The 14,763-nt window shown below is 62.3% G+C and carries 12 protein-coding genes; 4 read left to right on the top strand and 8 right to left on the bottom strand.

Going from position 1 to position 14,763, the window contains the following annotated elements; translation table 11 throughout:
- Positions 1 to 44: 44 nt before the first annotated feature.
- From ACQ4WZ_RS06120 to ACQ4WZ_RS06105, 4 genes are all read left to right on the top strand, one after another.
- Positions 45 to 1,223: a pyridoxal phosphate-dependent aminotransferase gene (locus ACQ4WZ_RS06120; protein ID WP_436573860.1), complete on the top strand. Its 1,179-nt coding sequence runs from the start codon at positions 45 to 47 to the stop codon at positions 1,221 to 1,223.
- Between the two features lie 40 nt (positions 1,224 to 1,263).
- Complete coding sequence (locus ACQ4WZ_RS06115) at positions 1,264 to 2,367, top strand: HD-GYP domain-containing protein (protein WP_133990721.1); 1,104 nt, start codon at positions 1,264 to 1,266, stop codon at positions 2,365 to 2,367.
- A gap of 315 nt (positions 2,368 to 2,682) precedes the next feature.
- Positions 2,683 to 3,153 (top strand): BLUF domain-containing protein, encoded by a 471-nt coding sequence (locus tag ACQ4WZ_RS06110; protein WP_436572822.1) that lies wholly within the window; start codon positions 2,683 to 2,685, stop codon positions 3,151 to 3,153.
- Complete coding sequence (locus tag ACQ4WZ_RS06105; RefSeq protein WP_436572821.1) at positions 3,150 to 3,893, top strand: EAL domain-containing protein; 744 nt, start codon at positions 3,150 to 3,152, stop codon at positions 3,891 to 3,893. The genes ACQ4WZ_RS06110 and ACQ4WZ_RS06105 overlap by 4 nt, the downstream gene beginning before the upstream one ends.
- A 410-nt stretch (positions 3,894 to 4,303) precedes the next feature.
- On the opposite strand, the gene ACQ4WZ_RS06100 is transcribed toward ACQ4WZ_RS06105, so the two are convergent.
- The 8 genes from ACQ4WZ_RS06100 to ACQ4WZ_RS06065 all read right to left on the bottom strand — a co-directional run bounded on the left by ACQ4WZ_RS06100 (position 4,304) and on the right by ACQ4WZ_RS06065 (position 14,752).
- Positions 4,304 to 5,404, bottom strand: a complete 1,101-nt coding sequence (locus tag ACQ4WZ_RS06100; protein WP_436572820.1) for a tetratricopeptide repeat protein — start codon at positions 5,402 to 5,404, stop codon at positions 4,304 to 4,306.
- Positions 5,405 to 5,421: 17 nt separating this feature from the next.
- Positions 5,422 to 6,324 (bottom strand): ExeA family protein, encoded by a 903-nt coding sequence (locus ACQ4WZ_RS06095; protein WP_101481735.1) that lies wholly within the window; start codon positions 6,322 to 6,324, stop codon positions 5,422 to 5,424.
- On the bottom strand, positions 6,325 to 8,112 hold the full coding sequence (mshL, locus tag ACQ4WZ_RS06090; protein WP_133993411.1) for a pilus (MSHA type) biogenesis protein MshL: 1,788 nt from the start codon (positions 8,110 to 8,112) through the stop codon (positions 6,325 to 6,327).
- A gap of 13 nt (positions 8,113 to 8,125) precedes the next feature.
- On the bottom strand, positions 8,126 to 8,524 hold the full coding sequence (locus tag ACQ4WZ_RS06085) for an MSHA biogenesis protein MshK (RefSeq protein ID WP_243858030.1): 399 nt from the start codon (positions 8,522 to 8,524) through the stop codon (positions 8,126 to 8,128).
- Positions 8,509 to 9,231: a type II secretion system protein M gene (locus ACQ4WZ_RS06080; protein ID WP_436572819.1), complete on the bottom strand. Its 723-nt coding sequence runs from the start codon at positions 9,229 to 9,231 to the stop codon at positions 8,509 to 8,511. Before ACQ4WZ_RS06080 ends, ACQ4WZ_RS06085 begins: the two co-directional genes overlap by 16 nt.
- Positions 9,228 to 9,923: an MSHA biogenesis protein MshA gene (locus tag ACQ4WZ_RS06075; protein WP_436572818.1), complete on the bottom strand. Its 696-nt coding sequence runs from the start codon at positions 9,921 to 9,923 to the stop codon at positions 9,228 to 9,230. The genes ACQ4WZ_RS06080 and ACQ4WZ_RS06075 overlap by 4 nt, the downstream gene beginning before the upstream one ends.
- Entirely contained in the window at positions 9,920 to 10,864 is a 945-nt protein-coding gene (gene pilM, locus ACQ4WZ_RS06070) for a type IV pilus biogenesis protein PilM (RefSeq protein ID WP_436572817.1), read from the bottom strand. Before pilM ends, ACQ4WZ_RS06075 begins: the two co-directional genes overlap by 4 nt.
- A gap of 168 nt (positions 10,865 to 11,032) precedes the next feature.
- Entirely contained in the window at positions 11,033 to 14,752 is a 3,720-nt protein-coding gene (locus ACQ4WZ_RS06065) for a LamG-like jellyroll fold domain-containing protein (protein ID WP_436572816.1), read from the bottom strand.
- Between the last annotated feature and the right edge of the window lie 11 nt (positions 14,753 to 14,763).

The raw sequence follows: 14,763 nt of genomic DNA, 5'->3' as shown, positions 1-14,763 counted from the left end.
GAATGGGACACGATTCCACTTTGCGCACCGCGACCCTACCGTTCATGAACAGCCAGTCCCTGCCCCACCTGACTCCTAGCCTGACCTCCCGCTTGCCTCTAGTGGGCACCACCGTATTTACCCGCATGTCCAGCCTGGCGGCCCAGCATGGTGCCGTCAACCTTGGCCAGGGCTTTCCCGACTTCGATTGCGACCCCGCCCTGGTCGATCTCGTCAGCAACGCCATGCGCGCCGGCCACAACCAGTATCCGATGATGACGGGCGCCGCACCCTTGCGCGAAGCGATTGCCGCGAAGATCGCCAGCCTGTACGGCCACAGCTATGATGCGGGCACGGAGATCACCGTCACGGCCGGCGCCACGCAGGCGCTCACCACGGCCATACTGTGCTGCGTGCACCCGGGCGACGAAGTCATCGTCATCGAACCGGCCTACGACAGCTACCTGCCCGCCATCGCGCTGGCCGGCGGCGTGCCAGTGCTGGTAGCCATGCAAGTGGGTGAGCAAGGCTACAGCGTGCCCTGGGACAAGCTGGCCGCGGCCGTCAGCCCCAGGACGCGCTTGATCATCATCAATACGCCCCACAACCCGACTGGCACCATACTGCGTCCTGCCGATGTGGCGGCGCTGGCCGACATCGTGCGCGGCACGCAAATGTTGATCCTCTCTGACGAAGTGTACGAACACATGGTGTACGACGGCGTGCCGCACGCTTCGCTCTCACGCCATCCGGAACTGGCGGCGCGCAGCTTCATCGTCTCCAGCTTCGGCAAGACGTATCACGTGACGGGCTGGAAAGTGGGCTATGTGGCGGCACCGTTGGCCCTGACGGCGGAATTTCGCAAGGTGCACCAGTACAACGTATTTTCCGTCAACACACCGATGCAGCACGGCATTGCCGGCTACATGGCCAAGCCGCAGCCCTACCTGGACTTGCCCGCGTTTTACCAGCGCAAGCGCGATTTGTTCCGCGACGGCATGGCGGGCAGCCGCTTCACCCTGCTGCCGGCCGACGGCACGTATTTCCAGTGCGTGCGCTACGATGCCATTTCGCAAGAGACCGAAGCGCAGTTTGCCGAATGGCTGACGACCGAGATCAAGGTGGCCGCCATCCCTGTCTCCGCGTTTTACGCGCAAGGCAAGGAGTCAAGCATCGTGCGTTTCTGCTTTGCCAAGCAGGACGACACCTTGCGCCTGGCGCTGGAGCGCCTGCGCAGCATATAACTGGGTACCGCTCCGCCACGGGGGAGCAAAGGATGACAGCATGGTACAACGTCGCATCGGCCCGGCCGACCTGGTTCCCGGCGAACCCCTGCCCTGGGATCTGTATCTGGCTGACCATAGTGCCGGCCCGCAACTGCGCAAGGGGCAGATCATCACCGACGGCACGCAGTTGGGCCGTTTGCTGCAGCTGGGCCTGTATGTGGGCACGCCCGAGCAGCCGTCCGTCTTGCGCCTGGTCAACGAGGCGGCGCAGCGCCTGGAACGCCTGCTGCTGGACTTGCGCAGCGAAAGCAATGCCGAGCGCGACGTGCGCGACATCGCCCGCGACCTGCTGCGCGCACTCGAGCACGATGCCGACATCTCCCTGGCCAGCATCTTGCTCAACCAGATCGCCGGCACCTACGCGGTGCGCCACTGCATCGAAACGGCGCTGCTGGCCATGCTGGTGGGGCGCAGCATGCACAAGTCCCACGATGAACTCATACTGATCGGTGCCGCCGCGCTGACCATGAACGTGGGCATGTTGCGCCACCACGACAGCTTCCAGGACCGGCGCGGCCCCCTGAATGACGAAGAAATGCGCATCGTGCGCAAGCATCCGCAGGAAAGCACGGAACTGCTGCGCTGCGCCGGCGTCGACGACGAGGAATGGCTCAGTTGCGTGCTCTTGCACCATGAAAACGACGACGGCAGCGGCTACCCGCAAGGACGCACGGCCGATGAAATCCTGCAAAACGCCAAGCTGATCGGCCTGGCCGACCGCTATTGCGCCCGCGTCTCCGCGCGCAACTACCGCCGCTCCATCGTCCCCGACCAGGCGCTGCAGCATACCTTTCTCGACCAGGGCGTGCCCATCGACCCGTTGCTGGGAGAACAGTTTGTCAAGCTGCTGGGCAAATATCCGCCCGGCACATTGGTCCGCCTGCGCAGCGGCGAACTGGGCGTCGTCACGCAACGGGGCGCAGCACACGTGCATCCGCTGAGCGACCCGCTGGGCGCGCCGCTGGCCGCCGCGGAGCTGGCGCAACTGTCTCCCCGCGACACGGCCGACAGCCGCTTTGCCATCGTTTCGTCGCTGCATGAAGACGATGTCGGCTTGCATTTCAGCATGCGGAATGTGTGGGGCGATGAGGCGCGGCTGTAGCGCTGCTACAGGAACGCAAATTCAGAACTCTGGCGCATGTGTGGCCGTCGATTCCCGCAATCAGCCATCCAACGCCAGTGGAACACTGCTGGATCCTGCGTCTCAGTCCTGGCATGAGCGTGTGAATTGATACGTTTCCTTCCGCGCAGCAGCCCTCAGCGTATCAAACAGCGGATGTGATTTTTTCTTTCGCCATGTTCTACATCATGTTGCACATGGAAAACTTATGAGACCGCGCGGAATTCCCCGTGTACACTCGTTCAGGCACCTGCCATTCACATGGAGAGGTCAGCGATTAACCGCAGAGGTCATTCAATGAACATGCTCACTCATCTCATTTATGCAAGCACCTCTCCTCGCGAATTCGACAGGCAAGAACTCTTGATATTGCTAAAGAAGGCGCGTGCGACAAATGCCATGCTCGACATAACAGGCATGCTTCTGTACGAAAACAAAAACTTCTTTCAGGTGCTGGAAGGATCCGAGGCGGCAGTCATGCAGCTGTTCGAAGAAATCTGCGCAGACAAGCGCCATCAAGCCATCGTCCGTATCATCCAGGAGCCCATCGCCAAGCGTTCCTTTTGCGATTGGACAATGTCCTTTTCGAACGTTTCTCGTGAAGAACTTTGCAATATCGAGGGGTTGAACGACTTCTTCGAAGGGAATTCGGTATTTTTGCAATTGGACGGCGGGAGAGCGAAGAAACTCCTGGCGGCATTCCAGCGCGGACGTTGGCGGCACAAGTTGGCCCCGCATCCAACGATGGCATTGGAGCATGTTCCATGACCGCCATCTTTACACCTTGCAATTCAGAGAGCCATGCCGCATCGATTGAATTCGGACATGCTTTCCAGCCCATTATCGACGTGGCCGCTCACAGGATTGTCTCGTATGAAGCGCTCATACGTGGCGCTCACGGCGAAGCAGCATCGCAAGTGTTCAGCTCTGTGGCACCAGAGGATATGCATCGCTTCGATGCCGCCGGCCGCGTGGAGGCAATCCGGCTGGCTGCCCAGCTAGGCATCGGCTGCGATCTCAACCTGAATCTATTGCCACAAAGCCTGCTGCTTTCCTCGTCGTCAATCGACAGCATGCTCGATGCCGCCGCAGAGTGCGGGCTTCCTGTCAGGCGCCTCGTGATCGAGGTTACCGAAGGTGAAATGATACATGATCACGCACGCTTCTCTCAACTGATCAACGTGTATCGCAGGGCAGGTTTGAAGGTTTCCATCGATGATTTTGGCGCTGGATATTCAGGCTTGAATTTGCTGGCGGAACTCCAGCCCGACCAGATCAAGATGGACATGGCTTTAATACGCGGCATAGAAAGCAATGGTCCCAGACAGGCCATCGTGCGGGCGATTGCCAGTGTATGTATCGATCTTGGCATTGATTTAATGGCCGAGGGCGTTGAAACACTGGATGAGTTCCAATGGCTGAGGGGTGAAGGCATACAGCTCTTTCAGGGTTATTTGTTTGCGAAACCCAGTTTCACGAGCCTTCCACCAGCGCAATTTCCAGACTGATTCCACGATTCATTGGCAACAATAAAATGCTCTTCGATCTGGCAAGCGACGCCAATCATAGCCTCAGCAACATTGAGCAACACTAGCGCCGGAGCATAAGTTCACTTGAGAGCACCAACGAAGTCTGGCGGTCAATGTCAATGCCATGACAGTCTCCACTTGCCTTCTTTAAAAGCCCCTAATACTGTCTTGGCCCTGCCCTTCGTAGTCATGACACATGCACGACGGGAGCAACGTTCACTACCTCCGTGGTCGTAAAGCACACAGTATTGGGGGCATCGGGGAATGTCCAGGCAGTGGTCATCTTGTTTGCGGGATCATCTGCTTCAGTCAGGTGGTACAAGTCCATCCCCCCATAGCTTGCGATGCTGCTTGCAGGGGGAGATGAAAGTGGTGCGCTAGGCCAGCGCTTATTTGGCGGTCGCCGCCGTCAACTGCACCAGCTTGCGCTCGACAAACGCCTGCAGTTGGGGCGACAGGGTTTGCAAGCCCTTGGCCCGTTCGTAGGCCTGGCGCGCCTGGGCCGGATGGTTGTCGGCTTGCAGGGCTATCCCCAGGCCCATCCACCAGACGCTGTTGTCGGGCGCCGCCTGCAGGGCCAACTGGTATTGCTCGGCTGCTTCGCGGTAGCGCTGTTCGCGCTGCAGCACGCCGGCCAGGAAGGCGCGGTAGTCGCCGTTATCGGAAGCATGTGGCAGGCTGCGCATCAGGGTATCGAGGGCGGCTGGGCCGTTGGCCTTGTCCAGCTGCAAACGGGCCAGCATCATCGCCTGCGCCGGCTGTTTCGGGTCCAATGCCAAACTCAGCTGCAATTGGCGGGCTGCGTCATCGGGGCGCTGCGCTTCGAGCAGCAGGCGCACCAGGGTTTCGCGTGCACCCTGGTGGCGCGGGTCCAGCTGCAGGGTCTGCTGCAAGGCCAGCATGGCGTCGGAGACGCGGCCATCCTGCAACTGGGCCAGCGCGCGCCGGTATTCATTTTCCACGCGCTGCTGGGGCGTAACTTGTTTTCCGTCCAGGATACGCTCGCTGGCGGCGGGCACTGCCGTCTTCACCACGGGCACAGGGACTGGGACAGGCCTGGCAGGTTTTCCCGTGATGCGGCGCAACTCCGCAGCACGCACCTCGGCGGACGCGGGGACGGCCTCCTCGGCAAGGAACACGGGCTCGGGTTTTGCTGCCACGACGTGCGCCGCCGGGGCGGCCACCACCGGTGTGGGTGCTGCGGCGACGGGCACAGGTACGGGCACAGGTACGGGCACCGGCGCAGGCGCCGGGGCCAAGGCCGGGATGTTGGCCACGCTGACCAACACGGGCGGCACGGGCGGGCGTTTCAGGTAGACCCAGCCCAGGGCGATGGCGGCGGCCGTCAGGCCGGCCGCACCGCCGAAGACCAGCGCGCGAGAGACACCCCGCTCGCGTTCGGGCACGGAGCGGATGCCGGCCGCGTCGCCGCGTCCATCGGGGGTGCCGCGTGCATCGAGGTCTTGCAACATCTTGTTAATCAGGCTCATCTACAGGCTCATCTTCGTCATCGGTTCAATAAGGTCCAGCTCACGCCGCAAGCGGCGGCCAGCACACCGGCGCCGGCCAGCCACGGCCAAGGCTTCTGCCAAAAGCGGGCCTTGCTGGCCAGGGTATCGCTGGCGGCCAGCGCCACGTGGCGGCCGCTGACTTGCTGGCGGCCTTCGCCGTACGCCACCATCAGCGCCTTGTGCGCCATGATGTTGATCAGGCGCGGGATGCCTCCGGACGCCTTGTACAGCTTGCTCACGCCGCCACGGCTGAACAGGCGCGCGCCATCGAAACCGGCCACGCGCAGGCGGTGCGCCACATAAAAATCCACGTCGTCGCGGCACAAAGGCCCCAGGTGATAGTGAAAGGTGATGCGCTGCGCCAGCTGGCGGATTTCCGGCAGGGCCAGCTTGACGTCCAGCTCGGGCTGGCCGAACAGCACGATTTGCAGCAGCTTGCGCTTTTCCGTTTCCAGGTTCGTCAGCAGGCGCAAGGCCTCCAGGCTGTCGACGGGAATCGCCTGCGCTTCATCCAGGCACAGCAGCACGCGCTTGCCCTGCGCAGCCAGGTTGAGCAAGCGCAGGTTGAGCGACTTGAGGAGCTGATGCTGGTCAGCATCTTTCTCCAGCAGCACATCGAGGTCGTCGGCCAGCGCCAGGATCAGCGAACGGGGCGGCAAGTTCGGATTCGGGATGTAGGCTGTGACGAAATCCGGGCCCAGGGATTGCATGAACTTGCGGCACAGAAAAGTCTTGCCGGTACCCACTTCGCCAGTAATCTTGATGAAGCCCTCGCCATTGCGCGCCGCCACCAGCAAGGTGTTGAGCGCCTTTTGCGATTGCGGGCCGTTGAAGAAGAAACTGGTATCGGGCGTGAGGCCGAAAGGCGCCTCGCGCAAGCCGAAATGGGCCTGGTACATTTAGCGCCGCTCCGAAGGACGGCGCGGGTCGAGCGCCTCGATGCGCCGGCCCGAATCGAGCAAGTCCTCGTTCCAGCTGTTGGCGCCCTCGACGATGGTGGGCTTGATCAGCACCACCAGTTCGCGCTTCTGGATCACTTGCCCCGTATTGCGGAACAAGGCACCCAGTACGGGAATATCGCCCGCGCCCGGCACTTGCGAGCGGTCCGAGGTGGTGGCCTGGCGCATCAGTCCGCCGATGGCGACGATACGTCCATCCTGGCTGCGCACCATGCTGTCCATCTCCGAGGTGCTGGAAGCGGCCAGTGGCAATTTCAGCGAACCGGCACTGCCCAGGTCGATTTGCTTGTTGACGGTCGTCACCTGGCTGACGGACGGGTGCACGTGCAGGATGATGTTGCCCTGTTCGTCGATCTGCGGCGTCACGTCCAGCACCACACCGGAAAAGAATGGCTGCAGGGTGACGTTCGGGCTGGAGGTGGTGCCGCCCGTGGTGCCGGTCGACGTCACGGTGGTGCTCACGCCGGTGACGAAGAATTCGTCCGTGCCTATCTTCAGCACGGCCTTCTGGTTGTTCATGGTGGCGATGCGCGGACTCGACAGCACGTGCACGGCGCCCTGCGACTCCAGGAAGGTGATCATGGCGGCAAAGTTGGCGGTCTGGAAGGCCAGGCCGAACATCGAACCGGCCGCCGTGGCCGCCGAGCTCAAGCCAAAACCGCTGCTGGCCGTCAGGCCGTTGCCATTCGTCATGTTCGGCGGCTGGCCGCCGTTGAACGGCAGCGGCGCCAGGGTGCCGCCCGGCTGGATGAAGCCCGTCGAAATGCGATTCGTGTGGCCGCTCTTGATGGAGGCAAACGAAGCCCAGTTGATGCCGGTCTGGAAATTATCGTTCAGTTCCACTTCGAGAATCTTGGCTTCCAGGATCACCTGGCGGTCCACCGACAACTGCGTCGCCTTCAGGTACAGGTCGACGGCGCGCAATTCCTCTGGCATGCCGCGCACGACGACGACGCCTGACTGCGGGCTGATCACCACCTTGCGGCCGTCGGCAGTGCCGCCGATGATGGCGCCCAGCGACTCTTTCAGTTCGGCCCAAAAATTGCTGTCGGACGTGGTGCTCAGGTTGGAACTGTCCTGCACCACTTGCTCGCCCGGCTGGCCAGGCTGCTGCTGCTGGTTCTGCTGCGACTGCTGGCCGTTGTTGCCCCCGCTCTGGCCGCTGTTGCTGATGCCGGCATTCGACACCGACGTCGAGGACACGCGCAAATTCGACGTGCCCTTGCGGTTGCCCGTCAGGTAATTGACCTGGAACATGCGAGTTTGCATGGTGAGGGGCCGTATCGAAATGCGCGTGCCATCGACCTTGTAATCATAGCCATACATCTCGCGCATGGCGTCAAGCGCCTCGAACAGGGTCACATCTTTCAGGTTGGCGGAAATGCTGCCCTGCACATCCGGATGCACGAGCATGTTGTAGCGCGTGCCGTTGACGAGCGAGTGAAAGAACTGGCGTGCCGGAACGTTGTTGAACGCGACATTGAAACGCTCGTCCAGCACGCCGCGCGCCTTCGGCAACTGCGCGGCCAGCGCGGACGCCGGCGGCAACAGTGCGTTTTCCACCGCCGCCGATTGCGCCGCCGGGGTGGTGGTGGCCACTGCGCCTGCCACCTGCTCCTTGATTGCATTGTAGGTGTCGCGCTTCACAGGCGCGACGTTGCAGGCACACAAACCCGCTGCAAGTCCCAGGACGCTTGCCCGCTTGCTTATTTCAAATATCTTACGCATTCCCGCCTTGTGTTTATTGGGTGACATGAACCTGTTTCCTTCGTACATGCATTGCATCATTCGCATCGACCGTCTTCGGGTACAGCCGCAGCGTTTCCAAGGTCTTGCCGCGCCGCAGCGCCACGCTCGCCTCGTCTATGCTGACGACGACTGCGCCGCCCACCTTGTCGCCCGCGCGCACGCTGCGGCCATCGATCACGGCCAGGCGCCGTCCGCCAGGCTGATGGGAGATCAACACCGATTGCAGCTGCGGCCGCGCCGCGCGGGCGGACACGGCACTGCCCTCGACAGGCGCCGCATCGGGCGGTCTGGTCGGATCGACCAGGCCCTGTCCAAAGGCCCATGGCGCCAAGGCCAGCAGCACAGTACCAACAGCGGCGTAGCGCCTGGCGCGCATCACAGCGCGATCCATTTCTCGTCCAGGCTGAGCGTGTACAGGGTCAGGCTCAGCGTGGCATTCGGGTACTGCTCGACTTGCATATTGACCTTGCCCCAGAACACATGGGCCGGCATGGCCTCCACGGCATCCATATAATTCACCATATCCAGATAATTCCCACGCAATACGATTTCCACACCATGACGGTATAGCAAAGCCGGCGCCTTCGCCGGTTCGGCATCCGCTGGCGACTGCCCGGCAGGCACGGCCGCAGGTGCGGACGGCGCCGCCTTGGTGGCGACATGGCCGCCCTGCCCCATGGCGCCGGATGGCAATGTGGCCAGCGACACCAGGCGCAAGTTGGCCTGCTGTTTCAGCAATTGCTGCAGCATCGGCACGATGCGCTCGGGCGCCACCAGGCCGTTTTGCGTCGCTTGCAGGGATTGCCGCATCTGCTGGACTTCCTGCCTGATCCGTTCGAGCCGGATGCGGTCCTGCTGGTTGGGGTCGCCCGCATGCGCCGCCATCCTTTGCGCCATCTCGACATCGATGGCCGCGACGGCCTGCTGACGCTGGGCAATCGTGTCGGCCAGCGCCTTGCGCCTGGTCAACAGCGGATCGACGAACAGATAAACAACCATGAAAATCAGCAGCGCGGCACTGGCGCCAAAGACCATGATCCGTTCCCGCACGCTGAGCACCTCAAATTTCAGGGCAAATTGTTGCCATTGCTGTTTCATTGCTTGACCGCCCCTGCATCGCTGGCGGGTGCCGCCGACGATTGCAAACTGAATTCGATAAAGCGCGGCGCCGGTGCCGCCACGGCAGCGGCCGGCGCTGCGCCTGGCAATGCTGGCGCTGAGACGGCGGCCTGGGCAGGAAGCTGAGCGGTGGCCATGTCCAGGCGCGCGAACGATTTGCCTTGCAACGCCGATTCCCTGGACAGGGCGCTGATGTACTGGGGCAGCAAGTCCGGCTGCACGACGCGCCCCCGCAAGCCAATTTCCTTGCCGGCGCCGGCGATGCTCGCCCCCGTCAGCCACAAGCCATTGACTCTGGCGCGCGCGAAGGCGCGGAAATAATCGGCATAGCCCTGTGTATTGCCCAGTTCGCCGCCCTGCAGAATTTGCCCGGCTTCCAGCAAGGCGCCGCGGTCAGCCTCTGCCTGGCCCAGCGCGCCCGCGATCAGCGGGTCCTTGCCGGGCACGGGAAACCGCGCGAACACATCCGCCCGCCGCGCCTCGCGTGCATCGAGCACGGCCTTGGCGTCGGCCGCCGTCCGCTCCAGCGCGGCCACCTGGCGCGCGCCGAACCAGACCACTGCCACACTGGCGGCAAGGACCAGACCCAGGCCACGCAGCAAGCCCACCGCCGACAGCGCCTGCTTCTGTTTTTCAAACGCGGGGTTGAACAGATTGATTTGCTGGCTCACGCTGGCATCTCCTCCTGCCGCAGGGCCGCACCCAGGGCCAGGAAAAAGCGCGCCTGGCCGGCAGCGGCCAACAGGTCCGGCACCTTGGAAAAATCAAACAATGCCGTCAGATCCAGCGCTTCGACCGGCATGTACAAATTGTCTGCCAGGTAAGCATGCAGGCCGTCGCTGCCGGTCGGCGCCAGAACCAGCCTGGCAAGGGAAATAAAATGGAATTGACGGTCGAAATGGTCAAAGGAACGCTGCAGTTCCAGCGTGATCCTGTCGTAATACTGCTGCCGCTGTGTGTCGCTGGTATCGGCCAGCTGCGCCACGGTCACGTCGATGCGGCGCGCCAGATACAGTTCCCCATCGAACGTCACGGTCAACAGCCCCCCTTCGCCATCGAAAGACAGCATGGCCAGGCCGCGTCCCGGCGTTTCCATCAAGCCCGCGATATTTCGCTGGGCCATTTCCGGGATATCGATGACCGACAGGGCGATCTTGCTTTCGCCATACAGCGCCTGGCGCTGGGCCACGGCAGTGTTGCGCGCCGCAACGGCGAACAGCGATTGCGCGCGTCCCGGCCCGTTCTTGTCGGCGGGAATATCGATGACGTCGACGGTGGCGTCCGCCGCAGGAAAGTCGATCATGTCCTTCAGGCGCCAGCGGACGGCGGTCTTGAGCTCGTCCGGCGGCACGTTCGGCGCGTCGAGCGTCAGTATCTGATACTCGCCCGCGCCGAGCAAAGTGGTGTTTCGATAAGACTGGGCATGCACATCCCGGTTCATTTTTTCCAGGGTCGCCGCCGCCAGCGGCTTGCGTCCGGGATACATGACCGCCGCCTGCACCAGCGGCTTGTCATCCGCGCGCCGCTTGACCACGGCAGCGCACACGCCTTCCGCTGACAATGATGTCGCCAGCCAACCCTCGTATTTTTTTGCTTTTGCGAATAAACCCATGCCACCGATCCAGATAATGAAATGCTACGACAGCGGTGCCGTCCGAATGATGCATTCAGTCAATTTTAATTCATAGCAGGTATGAACAGGTTAAAAAAGAAAACATTGGCAACACATTTACAGGAAAACATCACGAATGTCACGACGCGCCGAAAAATCGCATGCCCTTCAATACATTTCGCGCATGTACAGCATGAACTCGCTCTTGAACGTGCCGATGGTTTGGCGCGCCTGTCCCGGCAGGTACGGTATCAGCGACTGTAGCGTAAGCGTGCCTTTTTTCGTCACGGGTGCGGCGGGCTTTGCCATCAGCACGCTGCCGGCGCCCTGCTGCAGCAAACCACTGTCGAGCGGCAAGGTGGTCGCGGCAGGCAACTGCGCATCCGTCAGGTTGAGATAATCCTTCAAGATGAAATTCTTGCGCAGCAGGGCCGTGCAATTGTCCAGCGTATTGGCGGCATATGCGCTGCCGTTCCAGTATTGCGCGACCAAGGGCACCAGCAGCGCGCGCTTTTCCGAGCCATACATACTGTTGATGCGCAAGCGGCCATGACGCAGGCGGGTATCGCCGATGGCAACGCTGGCGGCGGGCGCGACCGCCAAGCCATTTACACTGGAAATGAGCGCGCCGTCGCTGTCGCTGATACCCACCACCAGCGAAAAATCGTCGTACGGGCCATCCTGGCCGCTGGCCACTCGGTCAAAGCTGTGCAGTACCGTGATGCCGGTCGTGCCACTGGGAATCGCCTGCTGCAGACCAGGCGCGGCGAGCGTAATGCTACCCGCGCCGGCAGTGCCTGCCTGCACCGTATAGATGGCGCCGTCGCCGCCAAACTTGATCAGTTCGCCCGCCGACAGGCCGCCGCTGCCTGCCACCACCACTTGCGTGCTGCCGGCGGCATACGCAGCACCATCGGTCGTGTAGGAACGCCCGCTGCGCCCCTGGTTCCACGCAAAGGCGGGCAAGGCTGGCGCCAGGCGGCCGATGGACAGTGCCGCGCCGGCATTGCCCGCGCCCACGCTGACGCTGGCGATTCCGGGATAGGCGCTGCCATAGCGGGCCAGAATCTGGTTGCTCTTGCTTAATGCCGTCGCACCCAGCACGACGCCCAGTTCGCGCTGACCCATGTAGGTGAAGTCGCCGCAGGCCGCCGTCAGTGCGCCCGTGAGCGCGTAGTGGTCAGGGAAAAAGCGGCCGAAGACGGGCGCCGGGGTTTGCGCCTGATTGGCGATATTGCAGCCAAACTTGCCATTCACGGCCGTATTGCTGCTGCTGCCAATGACGCAATCGGCAGGCTGGTCGACGCTGGTGTAGGCATTGTCGAGCACGGCCTCGGGCAGCATGCGGAAGGTGCCGACATCGCCATAGGTCACGCCACTGTTGCTGGCCAGGCCGCTGGCCAGCACGGCCTGCCCCAGCGGAAACGGGCTGGCATTGGATGTCGACGCGAGGCGGTTGGTGTAGTCGGTGACACTGAGGAAACCGGTGATTTTCTGGCCTGCCGCAGTATTGTCGACCAGCGGCGTGCCGTTATAGCCGGCAACGGCCGCCGCGCTCAAGGTAAACTGGGCGCCCGCCGCCAGGCTGGGCGTGCCGCTCAGGCCGCTGTTGCTCATGTTGGAACTGAGCGTGAACTGCTGTGGCCGCACCGCGAAATTGTCGGTCGAACAACCCACATTGGCCGTGCCGCACACGGCCGCGGTGCAAGTCACGCGCACACGCACATCGCGGTAAGCGCTGTACTTGGGCGCCACGGCGCTGATGGCGCTGGCCGGGATGATCACATTGGCACTCGAATAGCCGCCCGTGAACGCCACCAGGCCCAGCGGTATGACCGCCGTCTGGGTCAGCGGGCAGTTATTCGCCCCCAGCGCGACGCCGGTGGCGGTATTGACCAGCAAATCCACCGTGGCCGCGCCGGCGAAATTCGTTTCCAGGCTGGCATCGGTTTTCAGTTTCACCAGGTCGAGCTTGAAGGCCGTGTCGGCCAGCTTGGTATTGAGGCGCGCATAGCTGATACTGCTGGTGCTGGGCACGCAACGGGGCGACGTCGCCTCGCAGGCGTTGAAGCGCGCCACCGCGCACGCCTTGATCACCAGCGACTGGTCTTCCTGCTCCGTGAACTGCCCATCCGTCACATTGACGCTGACGGTGGCTGCCGTGCCGCTGCTCAGGCCAAACACGGCCTGGTACTCGCCGTTGAACAGATAGGTCGCCACCCCGTCGTTCAGCGTGCCATTGGAAAGCACGCCATAGCCCGAGATCAGGGCCCAGTCGCCGATGCCGTTCGAGGTACTCAGCTGGATTTGCGTGGTGTTGTTGGGCATCACAATATTGTTGTGATTGACGTCATGCGCCGTGACCGTGAGCGTGCTTTGCTGGCAGGTCAGGCCGGTACCCGTATTCGTCACCGCGTAATGGTTCAGGCAGCCCGCCTGGCTCAGGTTCTGGTCGCGCTGCACCAGCGCCAGGCCGCCTTCATAGTTATAGGCACGCAATTCGTCGATCGCGCCATCGGTGGAATTGCCGCTGCCGTTCTGCCCCGTAAATGCGCTGCGGTTGTCGCCGATAAACAGGGACCCGATGCGCGGCGACACTACCGCCGCGGTGGTAAACGCCGACTCCTTTTGCAGCACGCCATCGACATAGATACGCAAGTGGTCGCTATTGGACGCCGCCAGCGCATTGAAGCTCCAGCTTACGGCGATATGCTTCCAGGTGCCGGCGGGCACGCTATTGGCAGCCGTTTCCACTATGCGCTGGTTGCCCAGGCTGTCCGTGACGACGAAGCGCAAGGCGCCGGTGCTGCGCCGCACGAGAAAAAACCATTCGTTGTTCAGCTGGGTGGCGTCGAGCAGTTGCGCATCGCGCGCGCCGCTGCCCGACCAGGCCGTGTTGGCCTTGTACCAGAACGTGATGGTGCCGGCACCGCCCATGCTGCCGGGCACGGAAAGGCCGCTGTCGACCGCATCGATGGCGGAGGTGCTGGTGTTGAGGGGGAAACTGGCGGCACGGCAGACGCGACCGGCAGCTATCGTCTGCGCGCCACCCAGCACCGTGCCATCACGACCGTTGCCGCTGGTATCGCTGACTTGCGCCGGCGTATTGTTCCAGCTGGGCTGCTCCATGCGGTACTCGAGCACCGGACGGGGAATGTAGAACTTGATCGCCGAGTTCGTCACCGGAAACCCTGTTTGCGGTGTGTCGTAATCGTTGCTGTCCGCCTGCCAGCCTATCTGCCCCAGCTTGGCGGACGGCCCCGCCACGGCGGCGCCATACTGGTAAACGAATTCACCGTTTTCCTGCAAGATCAATTGCAGCGTGTAGGAACCCGTGGGATTGGCGCCCGTGGTCCATTCCGGCACATTATTCCAGGTCACAACGAAGCTGCGGTATGGCGCCGTGCCGATGGTGGCGTAGCTGACATAGCAGGTGGTGCGGCTGGCGCAGGCGGTATTGTAGGTGGGCAGTTCCAGTTTCGAGGTGGGATCGAGATCGTTGCCATAGATGCGCATGGTGTAATTCAAGCTGCTGTCCGGATACGGCAGCGTCTGGACCGGGCTGCCATAGCCGCAGGTGACATTGTTATTGAATTGCACCCGGCCATTCGTCATCACGCGCAAGGTGGTGAAGGCCACGCCCGAATACATGAAGCTGAAACCGATAGGCAAGGCATCACTGAGCGTATCGTCAAGAATGGGCGGCGAGGTACCGCAGCCGGCTGAGCCGTTGAATCGGTAGGGCGTGGTGTTATAGCCGAGCTTGGCATGATTGCTGGCGTCGATCCAGCTGTAGGCAAAACTGGTGTTGGCGTAGGTTGCCGCCTGGGCCGGCGCGCAAGCAAGCAGGGCCACGACGGCTATCCATAAGGCGATGATTGCCTGCATATTGCTCCTTT

Origin of the sequence: Janthinobacterium darwini (assembly GCF_051380905.1) — a bacterium.
GTDB lineage: Bacteria > Pseudomonadota > Gammaproteobacteria > Burkholderiales > Burkholderiaceae_D > Janthinobacterium.
The sequence above is the reverse complement of the archived record's forward strand: the minus strand, read 5'-3'. Positions and strand labels throughout refer to the sequence as shown.

Excerpts from the sequence above, each read along its gene's own strand:
- ACQ4WZ_RS06120 (WP_436573860.1), top strand. The coding sequence starts at position 45 with ATGAACAGCCAGTCCCTGCCCCACCTGACTCCTAGCCTGACCTCCCGC.
- ACQ4WZ_RS06115 (WP_133990721.1), top strand. The coding sequence starts at position 1,264 with ATGGTACAACGTCGCATCGGCCCGGCCGACCTGGTTCCCGGCGAACCC.
- ACQ4WZ_RS06110 (WP_436572822.1), top strand. The coding sequence starts at position 2,683 with ATGAACATGCTCACTCATCTCATTTATGCAAGCACCTCTCCTCGCGAA.
- ACQ4WZ_RS06105 (WP_436572821.1), top strand. The coding sequence starts at position 3,150 with ATGACCGCCATCTTTACACCTTGCAATTCAGAGAGCCATGCCGCATCG.
- ACQ4WZ_RS06100 (WP_436572820.1), bottom strand. The coding sequence starts at position 5,404 with ATGAGCCTGATTAACAAGATGTTGCAAGACCTCGATGCACGCGGCACC.
- ACQ4WZ_RS06095 (WP_101481735.1), bottom strand. The coding sequence starts at position 6,324 with ATGTACCAGGCCCATTTCGGCTTGCGCGAGGCGCCTTTCGGCCTCACG.
- mshL (WP_133993411.1), bottom strand. The coding sequence starts at position 8,112 with ATGCGTAAGATATTTGAAATAAGCAAGCGGGCAAGCGTCCTGGGACTT.
- ACQ4WZ_RS06085 (WP_243858030.1), bottom strand. The coding sequence starts at position 8,524 with ATGGATCGCGCTGTGATGCGCGCCAGGCGCTACGCCGCTGTTGGTACT.
- ACQ4WZ_RS06080 (WP_436572819.1), bottom strand. The coding sequence starts at position 9,231 with ATGAAACAGCAATGGCAACAATTTGCCCTGAAATTTGAGGTGCTCAGC.
- pilM (WP_436572817.1), bottom strand. The coding sequence starts at position 10,864 with ATGGGTTTATTCGCAAAAGCAAAAAAATACGAGGGTTGGCTGGCGACA.
- ACQ4WZ_RS06065 (WP_436572816.1), bottom strand. The coding sequence starts at position 14,752 with ATGCAGGCAATCATCGCCTTATGGATAGCCGTCGTGGCCCTGCTTGCT.